Here is a 14,645-nt window from a genome sequence, read left to right on the forward strand (position 1 = left end):
CTGTCCGCCGACGACTAGAGCAGGTCGCTGACGTCGTCGGGGACGTCGACGGCGTATTTGCGCAGCGTCTCCATGGGCACCACCTCGAGGGCGTTCTCATGGGTGGCGGCCAGCACCACGGGTGCGGCCACCCCGTCCTCGTGGGCGTGCAGCCAGCGCACGGCCACCACGCACCAGCGGTCGCCCGGTTGCAGGCCGGGGAAGTTGTTCTCCGGCCGTGGGGTGACGAGGTCGTTGCCGATCGACTTCTGGTGCTCCAGGAATTCCGCGGTCACCACCGTGCAGACGGTGTGGCTACCCAAATCCTCGGGACCGGTGCTGCAGCATCCGTCCCGGTAGAAGCCGGTGAGAGGATCGGTGCCACACTCCTCCAGCGGTCCCCCAAGCACATTTCGATCGGTCACGTCGCCGATCCTATTGTCTCGGTGTCGCATTCGCCGCTCCTTCCGCACTGTGGCACGTAGTCGGGCAGACCGGTTGGTAGATGGTCGGATTTTCGGACCAAACCCCGGCGTGTCGCTGCATCCCACGGCCCCGTCGTGTGATATCGACCACGGCCCCCGACGCGACGGTAGGTGCGTGAATCCGACATGGCAACCACCTCTGAAAGGATGGGGACGTGACGACTGCAGAAGTTTGGATTCTCATCGCCGCCATCGCGGCGGTGCTGCTCGTGGCGCTGGTTGCCGGATATGCCCTGAACAAGCGCCGCCGGATCTCGCTGACCCCGGAGGTCACCGAGTCCAAGGAGCTGACCGACAGGTCCGGCGGATACCAGGCCGCGAGCGGATTCAGCTTCAGCCAGGGCACCTCCGCGCCCGAACGCGAGCAGGTCCCGGCCACCAAGGACAAACCGGTGCCGCTCCCGCCCGAGCGCACCGACGACGAGGGCCAGCCGCACATCGGCGACGACGCGGCCGTTCCGCGCGACTCCGGCAAGCGCAGCATCCACGAAGTGCGCCTCCCGGAACCTGTCCAGGGGCCCGAACCCGCCCCGGCCGCGGAGACCGTCACACCCGACGCGGACGACCCCGCGACCGCGGTCGACACCACCACGAGCGCCGCCGCGACTGAGGCCGACACCACCGCGAGCGCCGCCGCGGAGACCGCTCCCACCGACGCGGCAGTCACGCCCGCCACCGATGCCCCCGCCGAGTCGGAGGATGACGCGGCCCGCGCCGCGGCGGTCGAGGCCGCCGAAGCCGCCGGGGAGATCGCCGCGGGCAAGGCCGCCGGTGATGTCGCCGAGCAGCCCCTCTCGCAGGAGGCCGCGGCCGAGGAGGCCGCCGAGGCCGCTGTCGCCGCCGCCGAGATCGCGGCGGGCGCCGAGGCCGCCGTCGCCGCCCACGCCGGTGCGCACGCCCCCGCGGCCGCCGCTCCGGCCGAGCCCGCCACCGCGGCTCCCGCGATCGCCGAGATCGAACCCACCGCGGGCCGTCTCACCAAGCTGCGCGGCCGGCTGTCCCGTTCCCAGAACGCCGTCGGCAAGTCCCTGCTGGGCCTGCTCGGCGGCGGCGATCTGGACGAGGACTCCTGGGAGGAGATCGAGGACACCCTCGTCATGGCCGACCTGGGCACCGCCAGCACCGCCGCCATCGTGGAGCGTCTGCGCGAGGAGATGGCCGGGCGCAGCGTCCGCACCGCCGCCGACGCCCGCGCCCTGCTGCGTGAGGTGCTCGTCGACGCGCTACGTCCGGAGCTGGATCGCTCCATCCGCGCGCTGCCGCATGCCGATCACCCGTCGATCCTGCTGGTCGTGGGCGTGAACGGCACCGGAAAGACCACCACCACCGGCAAATTGGCGCGCGTGCTGGTCGCCGACGGCCGCCGCGTGCTGCTGGGCGCGGCCGACACCTTCCGGGCCGCGGCCGCCGATCAGCTGCAGACCTGGGGTGAGCGCGTGGGCGCGGAGACCGTGCGTGGCAAGGAGGGCGCGGACCCTGCGGCCGTCGCGTTCGACGCGGTGTCCGCCGGTATCGATCGCGGCGTGGACGTGGTGCTCATCGACACCGCGGGCCGCCTGCACACCAAGACCGGCCTGATGGACGAGCTGGGCAAGGTCAAGCGCGTGGTCGAGAAGAAGGCCGCCGTCGACGAGGTCATCCTGGTGCTGGACTCCACGGTCGGCCAGAACGGTCTGATGCAGGCCCGGGTCTTCGCCGATGTCGTGGACATCACCGGCGTGGCGCTGACCAAGCTGGACGGAACCGCCAAGGGCGGCATCGTGTTCCAGGTGCAGCATGAGCTGGGCGTACCGGTCAAACTGGTCGGTTTGGGTGAGGGCGCGGATGATCTTGCTCCCTTCGAACCCGGCGCCTTCGTCGACGCCCTGCTGGGTTAATACCCACTGAACTGCATCGATATCGAAACCAACATCATCCTCACAATGTCGTCGTAACAGTGGTGCGGGACCGGAAACGTGACCGCAACACTGCAATCTCATCCGTTCACCTACGCGAAACGCCGCAGGATCACGGAGGAAACACCGACTGACGAATCTCATTGCAGGCTTATGCGCAGGTTGCTGCGGGGCCAGAGATGAGGAGGACAAAAGGTGGCGTTTCCCGTAATCGGTGCAGCCGACACCGGCGACACCGCATGGATGCTGGCCAGTTCAGCACTCGTGCTTCTGATGACACCCGGTTTGGCGTTTTTCTACGGCGGTATGGTCCGCTCGAAGAACGTCCTGAACATGATCATGATGAGCATCGCCTCGATGGGCGTGATCACTGTTCTATGGGCGCTGTACGGCTTCTCCGTCGCCTTCGGTGACGACAAGGGCAGCCTGATCGGCAACCCGACCCAGTACTTCGGGCTGAAGTCGCTGTTCGGTGGCACCTACCTGGCCAGCAGCACCGACCAGACGATCAAGTCGGCCATCCCCCTGGCGGGAACCGTGCCGGCGACGGTCTTCGTGGCCTTCCAGCTCATGTTCGCGATCATCACCGTCGCCCTGATCTCCGGTGCGGTTGCCGACCGCCTGAAGTTCGGGTCGTGGGTGCTGTTCTCGGCCGTGTGGGCCACCGTGGTCTACTTCCCGGTCGCGCACTGGGTCTTCGCCTTCGACGGCGTCACCGGTGAGCACGGCGGCTGGATCGCCAACAAGCTCAAGGCGATCGACTTCGCCGGCGGTACCGCGGTCCACATCAACGCCGGTGTCGCGGGCCTCGTCCTGGCGATCGTGCTCGGCAAGCGCAAGGGCTGGCCGAAGACCCCGATGCGTCCGCACAACCTGCCGTTCGTGATGCTCGGCGCCGGTCTGCTGTGGTTCGGCTGGTACGGCTTCAACGCCGGTTCGGCGGTCGGCTCCAACGGCATCGCGGGCGCCACCTTCGTCACCACCACCGTCGCCACCGGCGCAGCCATGCTCGCCTGGCTGCTCGTGGAGAAGATCCGCGACGGTCACGCCACCTCCCTGGGCGCCGCCTCGGGCATCGTGGCCGGTCTGGTCGCCATCACCCCCTCCTGCTCCTCGGTCAACGTGATCGGCGCGCTCGCCATCGGTGTGGTCGCCGGTGTGCTCTGTGCTCTCGCGGTGGGCCTGAAGTTCAAGTTCGGCTTCGACGACTCGCTCGACGTGGTCGGCGTCCACCTGGTCGGCGGTATCGCGGGCACCCTGATGGTCGGCCTGGTCGCCGCCCCCGAGGCTCCGGCCGCGGTCAAGGGTCTGTTCTACGGCGGCGGCTTCGATCAGCTGATCAAGCAGGCCGTGGGAGCCGGTGCGGTGCTTGCCTTCTCGGGCATCGCGACCCTGATCATCGCGCTCGCCATCAAGTACACCATCGGTCTCCGGGTGAACGAGGAAGCCGAGTTCCAGGGCTTGGATGAGTCCGAGCACGCAGAATCGGCATACGATTTCGCTGCTGTGAGTGGTGCGGCGCGCACCGCCGCCGTCAAGGAGGCATGACGAACATGAAACTGATCACTGCGATCGTGAAGCCGTTCACCCTGGAGGACGTGAAGACCGGCCTGGAGCAGGCGGGCGTGCTCGGCATGACCGTCAGCGAAGTGCAGGGCTACGGTCGCCAGAAGGGCCACACCGAGGTCTACCGCGGTGCCGAGTACTCGGTGGATTTCGTCCCGAAGGTCCGGGTCGAGGTTGTGGTGGACGACGCCTCCGTCGACAAGGTCGTCGAGGTCATCGTCGAAGCCGCCCGCACCGGCAAGATCGGCGACGGCAAGGTCTGGGTCACCCCGGTCGACACCATCGTCCGGGTGCGCACCGGCGAACGCGGTTCCGACGCTCTGTAATTCGAGCGGGATCCCCGTGGCGGCCCCGGCCCCGTCGGTGTCGAAACCGGCGGTGACGGGGCCGTCCCCGTGCCGGGGCGGCGAAGTGAATTGAATCGAGAGGGGCGGGTTGTGGGTTTCCAGCAGGAACGCGATGACAAGGCCGAGGACACCAAGGTCTCCGGCGGCGCCTCGGACCTGGTCCGGGCCCGCAACCAGTTGCTGGCCGAGCACGGCTCGAACGGCCGCGCCGTCCGGCTCGACGCCGAGGCCCTGCGCGAGGCCCTGGTGGATCTCTACGACCTGTGGCTGACCACCAAGGGCCACGAGGTCGGCATCACCGCCGACAGCGGGCTCGCCCTGGTCGCGGTGGGCGGGCTGGGCCGCCGGGAGATGCTGCCCTACTCCGACCTGGATCTGGTGCTGCTCTACGACGACGTCGACCCCGCCCGGGTCGCCGAGGTCGCCGATCAGCTCTGGTATCCGTTGTGGGACGCCCACATCAAGCTCGATCACAGCGTGCGCACCGTCCCGCAGGCGCTGCGCGTGGCCGCCGACGATCTCACCGCCGGCCTCGGCATGCTCGAGGCCCGGCACATCGTCGGCGACGACGGACTGAGCAACCTGCTCATCGGCGGCGTGCGCCGGGACTGGCGGGCCGGGATCCGGTCCCGTTTCGACGCCCTGATCGAACAGGCCCAGACCCGTTGGCGCCGGAGCGGAGACGTCGCCCACCGCGCCGAACCCGATCTCAAGAACGGGCGCGGCGGACTGCGGGACATCCAATTGCTGGACGCCCTCGCCATAGCACAACTGACCGACGCCATGCCGGGGCTCGGTCCGGAAGTGCCGGGCGGCGGGCTGAAGCAGGCGCACCGCCGCCTGCTCGATGTACGCACCGAGCTGCATCGGGTGGCGGGCCGCGCCCGCGACCAGCTGAGGGCCCAGGACGCCGACGAGATCGGGGCGGCCCTGCGGATCGGTGACCGCTTCGATCTGGCCCGCACGCTCAGCGACGCGGCCCGAACCATCGGCTACTCCACCGATGTCGGGCTGCGGACCGCCGGGAACGCGCTGCCCCGCCGCGGGCTCGCGCGCTTGCGCCGTGTTCCGGTGCGCCGACCACTCGATGAGGGGGTGGTCGAGCATTCCGGAGAAGTGGTGCTCGCCCGCGATGCCCGCCCGCAGCGCGATCCCGGCCTGATCCTGCGGGTGGCCGCGGCGTCGGCACAGACCGGGCTGCCGATGTCGGCCACCACCCTCAACCGGCTCGGCGAGGACGCGCCCGAACTCCGCGAGCCGTGGCCCAAAGAAGCGCTCAACGACCTGCTGGTGCTGCTGGGCGCGGGCCGCGGCAGCGTCGACGCCGTCGAGGCCCTGGACCGAACGGGCTTGTGGGGCAGGCTGTTTCCGGAATGGGGTGTGGTGCGCGACCTGCCGCCGCGCGACGCCATGCACACCTGGACCGTGGACCGCCACCTGATGGAGACCGTCGCCCAGGCCGGGGCGCTGTCCACCCGTGTCTCCCGCCCGGACCTGCTGCTGCTGGGCGCGCTGCTGCACGATATCGGCAAGGGCCGCACCGAGGATCACAGCTTGGTCGGCGCGGAACTGGCCGTGTCGATCGGAAATCGCCTGGGGCTGTGGCCTTCCGACGTGCAGACGCTGGCCGCCATGGTGCGTCACCACCTGCTGCTGCCCGATACCGCCACGCGCCGCGACACGTCCGACCCCGACACCGTGAAGATGGTGATCGACGCCCTCGACGGCGACCCGCATCTGCTGGAGCTGCTGGCCGCGCTGGCCGAGGCCGACGCGCTGGCCACCGGGCCCGGGGTGTGGAACGACTGGAAGGCCTCGCTGATCGGCGATCTGGTCCGCAACTGCCGCCACGCCATGGCGGGCGACCCGCTGCCGGAGCCGACCCCGATCCCCGAGGAGCTGCATGCCCGCGCGAAATCCGGTGGCGTGCACGTGGATCTGAAGCCGGGGGACGGGCGCTACCACCACGTGGTCACCGTGGTCGCCCCGGACAGTCCGGGACTGCTGTCGGAGGCCGCGGGCGTGCTGGCCGTGCATTCGCTGCGCGTGTTGTCGGCCGAGCTGGCCAGTGTGGGCGAGGCGGCCATCGACACCTTCGTGGTGGCCCCGCGGTTCGGTGATCCGCCGGACGCCGGTCTGCTGCGGCAGGAGCTGATCCGCGCCATCAACGGCGATCTGGATCTGGCGTCGGTGCTGGCCCGCAAGGAGCGCGACGCGGTCGGCACCCAGCCGAGTCCGTTCGCGCAGGCGCGGCCGCGGGTGTTCTGGCACGAGACCGCCGAGCCGGGGCGGGTGTTGCTGGAATTGCGAGCCGAGGACCGGATCGGGTTGCTGAACCGGTTGGCCGCCGCGCTGGCCGAATCGGGGGTGAACGTGTCGTGGGCGAAGGTGGTGACCCTGGGTTCCGCGGTCGTCGACACGTTCTGCCTGGATCTGGGCGATACCGACACGCCCGGGCGGCGAGCCGAGATCTCGGCGGCGGTGCTCGCGGTGGTGCCGCCGCAACAACCGAAGAAATCGCCTGAATCGGACAGCTGAAACGGATCTTCCAGCGGTTTTCCGGTTGGAGACCAGGCGACGGGAGTAACTGGCAAACCAGGCGTTTGCCAGGTGATCAGAATGTTGCAGGAGATTTGCTGTAAGGCGGCCGAGTGACCGGTGTCACACCCTAGTATTCCGCGTGCACGTGTTCAGTCACGAGTCGCGAGCACGAGGGGAGTGAGTCGGTGGCAATCGAAGTCGTTTCCGCGTCGATGATGACAAGCGATCTGACCGCGCACATCGCCCGCTGTGTCGGTGGCGACCGCTGGGTGGTCTCCTGGCTGCCCGGCCGGACCCTCACCGGGCAGCAGGCCGTGACAGCCATGACCATCGCCTCCGCCGTCACCGGCGAGAGCCCGTCGGACGCCGGCTGGGCGATCCTCGACGGGCTCGCCCTGGAGCTGGGCCTCACCGCCCGCGAGGCGGTCGGCATGGTTGCCATCGAGAAGCACGACCTGCACCGCCCCGGCCCCCGCCCGCGGTCGCTCGAATAACCACTACCCTGGTATCTCGAGTGAACGTCCCTCGAGATCAGGAGCATCGGTGTTCGAATCCCTTTCCGACCGGTTGGCCGGTGCCCTCAAGGATCTGCGTGGCAAGGGACGCCTGTCGCCGGCGGACATCGACGCGACCGCTCGTGAGATCCGCCTGGCGCTGCTCGAGGCCGACGTCGCGCTGCCCGTGGTGCGCGGCTTCATCGCCAATGTCAAGGAGCGCGCCAAGGGCGCGGAAGTCTCCGCGGCGCTGAATCCCGCGCAGCAGATCGTCAAGATCGTCAACGACGAGCTCATCAAGATCCTCGGCGGCGAGACCCGGCGGCTGCGCCTGGCCAAGAACCCGCCCACGGTCATCATGCTGGCCGGTCTGCAGGGTGCCGGTAAGACCACCCTCGCGGGCAAGCTCGCCAGACACCTGAAGGGGCAGGGTCATACGCCGCTGCTGGTCGCGTGTGACCTTCAGCGTCCGGGCGCGGTCACCCAGCTGCAGGTGGTCGGCGAGCGGGCCGGGGTGCCGGTCTTCGCGCCGCACCCGGGCACCTCCATCGGCGGCGGCGAGAACCCGCTGGGCGTCTCGGCGTCCGATCCGGTCGACGTCGCGCGCGCCGGTATCGAGGAGGCCAAGGCCAAGCAGTACGACGTGGTCATCGTCGACACCGCCGGTCGCCTCGGCATCGACGAGGAGCTCATGCGGCAGGCCGCGGGCATCCGCGACGCCGTCAACCCCGACGAGACCCTGTTCGTCCTCGACGCCATGATCGGTCAGGACGCGGTCTCCACCGCCGAGGCCTTCCGCGACGGCGTCGGCTTCACCGGTGTCGTGCTCACCAAGCTCGACGGTGACGCCCGCGGTGGTGCGGCGCTGTCGGTGCGTGAGATCACCGGCCAGCCCATCCTTTTCGCCTCCACCGGTGAGAAGCTCGAGGACTTCGACGTCTTCCACCCCGACCGCATGGCCTCGCGCATCCTCGGCATGGGTGACCTGCTCACCCTGATCGAGCAGGCCGAGCAGGTCTACGACGCCAAGCAGGCCGAGGAGGCCGCCCGCAAGATCGGCTCCGGCGAGCTGACCCTCGAGGACTTCCTCGAGCAGATGCTGGCCATCCGCAAGATGGGCCCGATCGGCAACCTGCTGGGCATGCTGCCGGGCGCGGGCCAGATGAAAGACGTGCTCGCGCAGGTCGACGACAAGCAGCTCGACCGCGTGCAGGCCATCATCCGCGGCATGACCCCCGCCGAGCGCGCCAACCCGAAGATCATCAACGCCTCCCGCCGCCTGCGCATCGCCAACGGCTCGGGTGTCGCGGTCTCCGACGTCAACCAGCTCGTGGACCGCTTCTTCGAAGCGAAGAAGATGATGGGCGCGATGAGCCGCCAGTTCGGTTTCCCCGGCGGCAACCGGGGCGGCAAGAACACCAAGAAGGGCGGCAAGAAGGGCAAGAAGGGCGGACGCGGCCCGACCCCGCCCAAGGTGCGCGGCGGCTTCCCCGGCATGCCCGGCCTCCCGGGCGGCATGCCCGGCGGCATGCCGGACCTGTCCAACCTCCCGGCCGGCCTCAACGAGCTGCCCCCGGGCCTCGAGGGCTTCGACCTCAGCAAGCTGAACTTCCCCAAGAACTGACGCGATAACCGCGGGCTCCGCGTCGCCGTGTGCGGTGCCCGGATCGTCGGTACGGTTCGGGCGTGAAAATCGATCAGGTTTCCGATTCCGTGTACGTCGTGGCGGGGACGAACGTCAACTGGGCGTTGGTCAGTGATGATCGTGGTGTGACCGTGGTGGACGCGGGGTATCCCGCCGATACCGCCGCGGTGTTGAGTTCGGTGTCCCAGATCGGGCATCAGCTCGGCGATATCGCGGCGGTCCTCGTGACCCACGCGCATCTGGATCACATCGGGGCGATTCCGGCCCTGGTCGAGCGGGCCGGGGTGCCGGTGTACACCGGGGCCGAGGAGGTCCGGCACGCCAAACGGGAGTACCTGCAACAGATCACGCCGCTGCAGATGGCAGGGCAGTTGGGGAATCGACGCGGCGCGGTGTGGGTGGCGCAGACGCTGCGGGCCTGCGTGGGGCATATCGGGATGAGCGTGCCGACCGCGGTGGCGGCGGACGCGGAGACCCTGGCGGCGTTGCCGGGCGGGTTCGTCGCGGTGCCGACGCCCGGTCACACGAACGGTCACACCGCGTACTACATGCCATCGGAAGGCGTGCTGTTCTCCGGGGACGCCCTGGTCACCGGTCACCCCATCGCGCGGGGGACCGGTCTGCAGTTGCTGCCGGGCGTGTTCAACCACGACGAGCCCGGAACGCTGGCGAGCGCGCGGAGCCTCGCCGACCTGGGGGCCGAGGTGCTGGTGCCCGGGCACGGGCTGCCGATCCGCGAGGATCTGCCCGCCCTGATGGGCGCTTTCGCGAAGTCCTGAGTCTCAGCTCGCCGCCTGTTTCACCAGCGCGGTGATCCGGGCCTCGATCTCGGGGGTCAACTCGACGATGGCGAAGCTGGTCGCCCACATGCCGCCGTCGTAGAGATTGGCCGCGCCCTCGAAACCGAGGGTGGTGTAGCGGTCCGTGCGATAGTGATCCCATGCGGCTGCATTTCCGTGGCTTCGTCCTGCCCGACGGTGAACTCCGTGATCTGTGGGTGCGCGACGGGGTGATCTCCGCCGAGCCGGTGCCCGGCGCGGACACCGTGCACGCCTCCGGCTGGATCCTGCCCGGCCTGGTCGACGCGCACTGCCATGTCGGCATCAAATACGGTGGCGGACAAGAGGATTCGGACGGGCTGATCGCCCAGGCCGAGGTCGAGCGGGACGCCGGCGCGCTGCTGCTGCGCGACGCGGGCTCACCGGTCGACACCCGTTTCCTCGACGAGCGCGCCGATCTGCCGCGCATCATCCGCGCGGGCCGCCACATCGCCCGCCCCAGACGCTATATCCGTGAACTCGGCATCGAGCTCGACGACGAGCGCGACCTGCCCGACATCGTGGCCGAGCAGGCCCGCCGCGGCGACGGCTGGGTCAAGATCATCGGCGACTGGATCGACCGCGCGGTCGGCGACCTCGCGCCGCTGTGGTCGGATCCAGTCCTGAAGGCCGCCATCGACGCCGCCCACAGCGAGGGCGCCCGTGTCACCGCCCACGTCTTCGGCGAGGACGCCCTGCCCGGCCTGCTCGCCGCGGGCATCGACTGCATCGAGCACGGCACCGGCCTCACCGACGACACCATCGCCGCCATGGCGGCGCAGGGCACCGCCCTGGTCCCCACCCTCGTCAATATCGACACCTTCCCCGGAATCGCCGACGGCGCAGCCAAATTCCCCACCTACGCCGCCCACATGCGCGACCTCCACCGCCGCTCCCGCGACACCGTCGCCAAGGCCCACGACGCCGGGGTGCCCGTCTACACCGGCACCGACGCGGGCGGCTCCATCCGCCACGGCCGCATCGCCGACGAGATCATCGCCCTCACCGAGGCCGGTTTCAGTGCCCACGACGCGCTGGGCGCGTCCGCCTGGAACGCCCGGGAGTGGCTCGGCCACCCCGGCATCACCCCGGGCGCCCCCGCGGATTTCGTTGTCTACCAGGACGACCCCCGCGTCAACCTCCGCATCCTCACCACCCCCTCCTGGGTGGTGCTGCGCGGCCACGTCTATGACCGCCGCGACCCGGTGACCGCGTACCGCTGAGCCGATCCGGCTCGAATATCCACGGCGTATAGGTATCCCAATCCGTCACCCGGCATCGGAAATGCCGGGTCTTACGATCTCCCCCTGCATTGTCGCGGAGAGTTTCTGCAGCAGTCCGTGGGAGGGAACCATGCTCGAACCATCCGATCCCGTCGCCCGCGTGGCACCGCCGAGGGACCAGTCGCCCGGGCAGCCGGTCGAGGCGAATCCCGGCTGGGGGCCGGCGGTTTCGGCCGACGCACCGGGGATTCCCACCTCGGCCCCGCGGAAGCGGCGGTGGTGGGTGTGGGGCGCGGTGCTCGCGGTGGTGATCGTCGGCGCGGCGTCGGCATTGTTCGGGTGGGTGCTCACCCGGCCGGATCCGGTGGCGTTCCCCGTCGGCGCCTGCGTCGCGCTCGAGACGCCCGTCAAGCCCGTGGTGCACGGATGCGGTGACGAGTACTCGCTGTACAGGATCGTGGCCCGCGAGGATCTGGTGTTCCCGGTGGAAACGGCGTGCGCGAAGTACCCCGACGCCACCCGCGCGGTGACCGAGTGGCCCGTGGCGGGCAAGGGGACGAGCACCATCCTGTGCCTGGCCCCGACCCGGTTCAATCTCACCGACCCGGGCGCGTTGCAGGCCGAGGACTGCGTCGACGTGAAGGGCGCGGGGGACACTCTGACCCGGGTCGACTGCGGCATGACCCCCGCACCGGCGAAAGTCGTTGCGATCGAACTGCATACGAAGGTCCCGGTCACCGATCAGGCGTGCAAGCAGTATCCGGCGGCGCGGATGGCGTTCGCGCAGTCCTCGCTGGGCGGCCGCGCGATCGTGGTGTGCGCCAATGACACCGACACCACCTCGATGGGCACCGCGAAGCTCGGTGACTGCGGCGACCGCAACACCATGAAGAAGGTGGCCTGCACCGCTTCGGGCGCCTCGCAGCGGGTCCTGTCGGTGCGCACCGTCCACGGCATGCCCGCGCGCCCGGAGTGCTCGGACGATCTGGGTGCGAACTCGGTGTTCACCCGCGGCAACGACAAGACGGATCTGGTGCTGGTGGTCTGCATGGGCCCGGCCGATCTCGGTGATGCGCGGTACGCCGTGGTGGGCGACTGCGTCACCGACAACGGAGTCCGCGCCTCGTCGGCCGCCGGTCTGCACCGCATCGACTGCGCGGAGTCGAAGGCCGAGTACGAGGTCACCGATCGCCACGATTCGAACGACAACGCCTGCCCGGCGGGCACGGGGGTCAGCTTGACCTACGACCCCGGCGTCACCACGGGCCTGACCATCTGTCTGCGCCGCCGGTAGGACTCTTCTGCCGATTCCCCTGCGCGGGGATAGTGAATCGTGCATGCTTCACACGTTTCATTTCTCGACCCCTGATGAGGAGAACGACCGTGGGTTCCATCGAAGCCCTGGCCATCAGCGTGCTGGCCGGACTGATCGTGAAGCTGCTGACCTCGGGCAGCTCGACCCCGAACTAGCGGCGGGTACGGTCACAGCCCATCGGGACCCTCCGGTGGGCTGTCGCCGTTTCCGGGGGTTGCGGGGCGATTTCTCCGGCCGGACGGGGGTCTGGCAGAATGAACGACCGTCCTCATCGAGGACAGTGTCAGCCCGTCTCCGGTTCCGTACCGCGCGGCGGTCACAGCACTTGACGCAAAACCGGGCCCACCGCGAGTGGGTCGCTGAATTGCGACGTGACCAACCTTTGAAAGGAAGCAGCTCATGGCTGTTCGTATCAAGCTGACCCGTCTGGGCAAGATCCGCAACCCCCAGTACCGCATCGTCGTCGCCGACGCCCGCACCCGTCGTGACGGCCGCGCCATCGAGTCGATCGGCATCTACCAGCCGAAGCAGGAGCCCTCGCTCATCCAGATCGACTCCGAGCGCGCCCAGTACTGGCTGGGTGTCGGCGCGCAGCCGACCGAGCCGGTGAAGCGTCTGCTGGAGATCACCGGCGACTGGCAGAAGTTCAAGGGCCTGCCGGGCGCCGAGGGCACCCTGAAGGTCGCGGCCCCGAAGCCGTCCAAGCTGGACCTGTTCAACGCCGCGCTGGCCGCCGCCGAGAACGAGCCGGTCGCCGAGGCCGTCACCCCCAAGAAGAAGGCCGCCAAGAAGGACGAGGCCGCCGAGGCCGAGGCTGCTGAGGCCACCACCGAAGCCGCCGAGTAATGAGCGCCGTCGTGGCTGATGCCGTCGAACATCTGGTTCGCGGCATCGTCGCCAATCCGGACGACGTCCACGTCGAGCTGATCACCAGCCGTCGTGGCCGCACCGTCGAGGTGCACGTGCACCCCGACGATCTGGGCAAGGTGATCGGTCGCGGCGGTCGTACCGCGACCGCGCTGCGCACCCTGGTCGCCGGCATCGGCGGCAAGGGCATTCGCGTCGACGTGGTCGACACGGATCAGTAGATGGAACTGGTCGTCGGGCGGGTCGCCAAATCGCACGGTGTGCGTGGCGAACTCGTCGTAGATGTCCGCACCGACGAGCCGGATCTGCGGTTCGCGCCCGGCAGCGTCCTCACGGGGAAGCTGCCGCGCGCGAAGCAGACGCAGGAATTCGTAGTGGAGTCGGCCCGGGAGCACTCGGGCCGGCTTCTGCTGCGTCTGGACGGGCTCGTCGATCGCACCGCCGCGGATGCGTTGCGCGGCATGCTGTTCGTGGTCGACACCGCGGACCTGCCGCCCTCCGAGGATCCGGACGAGTACTACGACCACGAGCTCGAAGGGCTCCGCGTCGAACTCGCCGACGGAACCCTCGTCGGCACGGTCAACGAAGTGCTGCATTCCGCTGCGGGAGAACTGCTCTCGATCAAGGCCGGGGACGCCTACCCGCCCGCGGGCCGGGAGATCCTGGTGCCGTTCGTGCTGGCCATGGTGCCGACCGTGTCCGTCGCCGACGGGCTGATCGTCATCGACCCGCCCGAGGGCCTGCTGGACCCGGAGTAGCGGCATGCGTATCGACGTCGTCACGATCTTCCCCGAATACCTCGAGCCGATGCGAGCGGCCTTGCTGGGCAAGGCCATCGACAAGGGCCTGCTCGAGGTCGAGGTGCACGATCTGCGCCACTGGACCCATGACGTGCACAAATCCGTGGACGACACCCCCTACGGCGGCGGGCCCGGCATGGTCATGAAACCGACCGTGTGGGGCGACGCCCTCGACGAGGTGTGCCCGGACAATGCCCTGCTGGTGGTGCCCACCCCCGCGGGCGTGCCGTTCACCCAGGAGACCGCGCAACGCTGGTCGGGCGAACAGCACATCGTGTTCGCGTGCGGCCGCTACGAGGGCATCGACCAGCGGGTCTTCGACGATGCCGCGCGGCGCGTGCGCGTCGAGGAGGTCAGCATCGGCGATTACGTGCTGATCGGCGGCGAGGCCGCGGTGCTGGTCATGACCGAGGCGTTCGTCCGGTTGATCCCGGGCGTGCTGGGCAATCAGCAGTCCCACGAACAGGATTCGTTCTCCGACGGACTGCTCGAGGGCCCGTCCTACACGCGGCCGGTGAGCTGGCGCGGGCTGGACGTGCCGGAGATCCTGTTGTCCGGCAATCACGCCAAGATCGCGCAGTGGCGGCACGAGCAGTCGCTGGAACGCACGGCCGAGCGCCGGCCCGACCTGCTGCCCGAGGCCGCGCCGACCGAACTCGGCTGAGACCGG

Annotated in this window: 14 protein-coding genes; 13 read left to right on the forward strand and 1 reads right to left on the reverse strand. The window is 69.3% G+C overall.

The annotated features are described in order from the left end of the window. Positions 1 to 14 precede the first annotated feature (14 nt). Complete coding sequence (locus ACQP06_RS10295; RefSeq protein ID WP_326357779.1) at positions 15 to 404, reverse strand: DUF2237 family protein; 390 nt, start codon at positions 402 to 404, stop codon at positions 15 to 17. A 215-nt stretch (positions 405 to 619) separates the two neighbouring features. Between ACQP06_RS10295 and ftsY the strand changes: the two genes are divergently transcribed. From ftsY to trmD, 13 genes are all read left to right on the forward strand, one after another. Further along, positions 620 to 2,341, forward strand: coding sequence for a signal recognition particle-docking protein FtsY (gene ftsY, locus ACQP06_RS10300; protein ID WP_433672006.1), 1,722 nt, complete (start codon positions 620 to 622; stop codon positions 2,339 to 2,341). Positions 2,342 to 2,602: 261 nt separating this feature from the next. Next, positions 2,603 to 3,907, forward strand: a complete 1,305-nt coding sequence (locus tag ACQP06_RS10305; RefSeq protein ID WP_379278633.1) for an ammonium transporter — start codon at positions 2,603 to 2,605, stop codon at positions 3,905 to 3,907. A gap of 5 nt (positions 3,908 to 3,912) precedes the next feature. Continuing rightward, positions 3,913 to 4,251: a P-II family nitrogen regulator gene (locus ACQP06_RS10310; protein ID WP_154787741.1), complete on the forward strand. Its 339-nt coding sequence runs from the start codon at positions 3,913 to 3,915 to the stop codon at positions 4,249 to 4,251. A 111-nt stretch (positions 4,252 to 4,362) separates the two neighbouring features. Further along, complete coding sequence (locus tag ACQP06_RS10315) at positions 4,363 to 6,810, forward strand: [protein-PII] uridylyltransferase (protein WP_433672007.1); 2,448 nt, start codon at positions 4,363 to 4,365, stop codon at positions 6,808 to 6,810. 188 nt (positions 6,811 to 6,998) lie between these two features. Next, complete coding sequence (locus tag ACQP06_RS10320; RefSeq protein WP_379278627.1) at positions 6,999 to 7,307, forward strand: hypothetical protein; 309 nt, start codon at positions 6,999 to 7,001, stop codon at positions 7,305 to 7,307. 49 nt (positions 7,308 to 7,356) lie between these two features. Further along, positions 7,357 to 8,931, forward strand: a complete 1,575-nt coding sequence (ffh, locus tag ACQP06_RS10325) for a signal recognition particle protein (protein ID WP_433672008.1) — start codon at positions 7,357 to 7,359, stop codon at positions 8,929 to 8,931. 62 nt (positions 8,932 to 8,993) lie between these two features. Next, positions 8,994 to 9,731 (forward strand): MBL fold metallo-hydrolase, encoded by a 738-nt coding sequence (locus ACQP06_RS10330; RefSeq protein ID WP_433672009.1) that lies wholly within the window; start codon positions 8,994 to 8,996, stop codon positions 9,729 to 9,731. Between the two features lie 161 nt (positions 9,732 to 9,892). Then, entirely contained in the window at positions 9,893 to 10,993 is a 1,101-nt protein-coding gene (locus ACQP06_RS10335) for an amidohydrolase family protein (RefSeq protein ID WP_433672010.1), read from the forward strand. 130 nt (positions 10,994 to 11,123) lie between these two features. Continuing rightward, positions 11,124 to 12,287, forward strand: a complete 1,164-nt coding sequence (locus tag ACQP06_RS10340; protein WP_433672011.1) for an LppU/SCO3897 family protein — start codon at positions 11,124 to 11,126, stop codon at positions 12,285 to 12,287. Between the two features lie 420 nt (positions 12,288 to 12,707). Further along, the gene (gene rpsP / locus ACQP06_RS10345) at positions 12,708 to 13,154 is read left to right on the forward strand and encodes a 30S ribosomal protein S16 (RefSeq protein ID WP_357092641.1); all 447 of its coding nucleotides are present in this window, start codon (positions 12,708 to 12,710) and stop codon (positions 13,152 to 13,154) included. After that, the gene (locus ACQP06_RS10350; protein ID WP_029930032.1) at positions 13,154 to 13,396 is read left to right on the forward strand and encodes an RNA-binding protein; all 243 of its coding nucleotides are present in this window, start codon (positions 13,154 to 13,156) and stop codon (positions 13,394 to 13,396) included. Before rpsP ends, ACQP06_RS10350 begins: the two co-directional genes overlap by 1 nt. After that, positions 13,397 to 13,933, forward strand: coding sequence for a ribosome maturation factor RimM (rimM, locus tag ACQP06_RS10355; protein WP_433672012.1), 537 nt, complete (start codon positions 13,397 to 13,399; stop codon positions 13,931 to 13,933). Between the two features lie 4 nt (positions 13,934 to 13,937). Continuing rightward, entirely contained in the window at positions 13,938 to 14,639 is a 702-nt protein-coding gene (gene trmD, locus ACQP06_RS10360) for a tRNA (guanosine(37)-N1)-methyltransferase TrmD (protein ID WP_433672013.1), read from the forward strand. Positions 14,640 to 14,645: the final 6 nt, after the last annotated feature.

It is taken from the genome of Nocardia sp. CA-136227 (assembly GCF_050955695.1).
Classification (GTDB): Bacteria; Actinomycetota; Actinomycetes; order Mycobacteriales; family Mycobacteriaceae; genus Nocardia.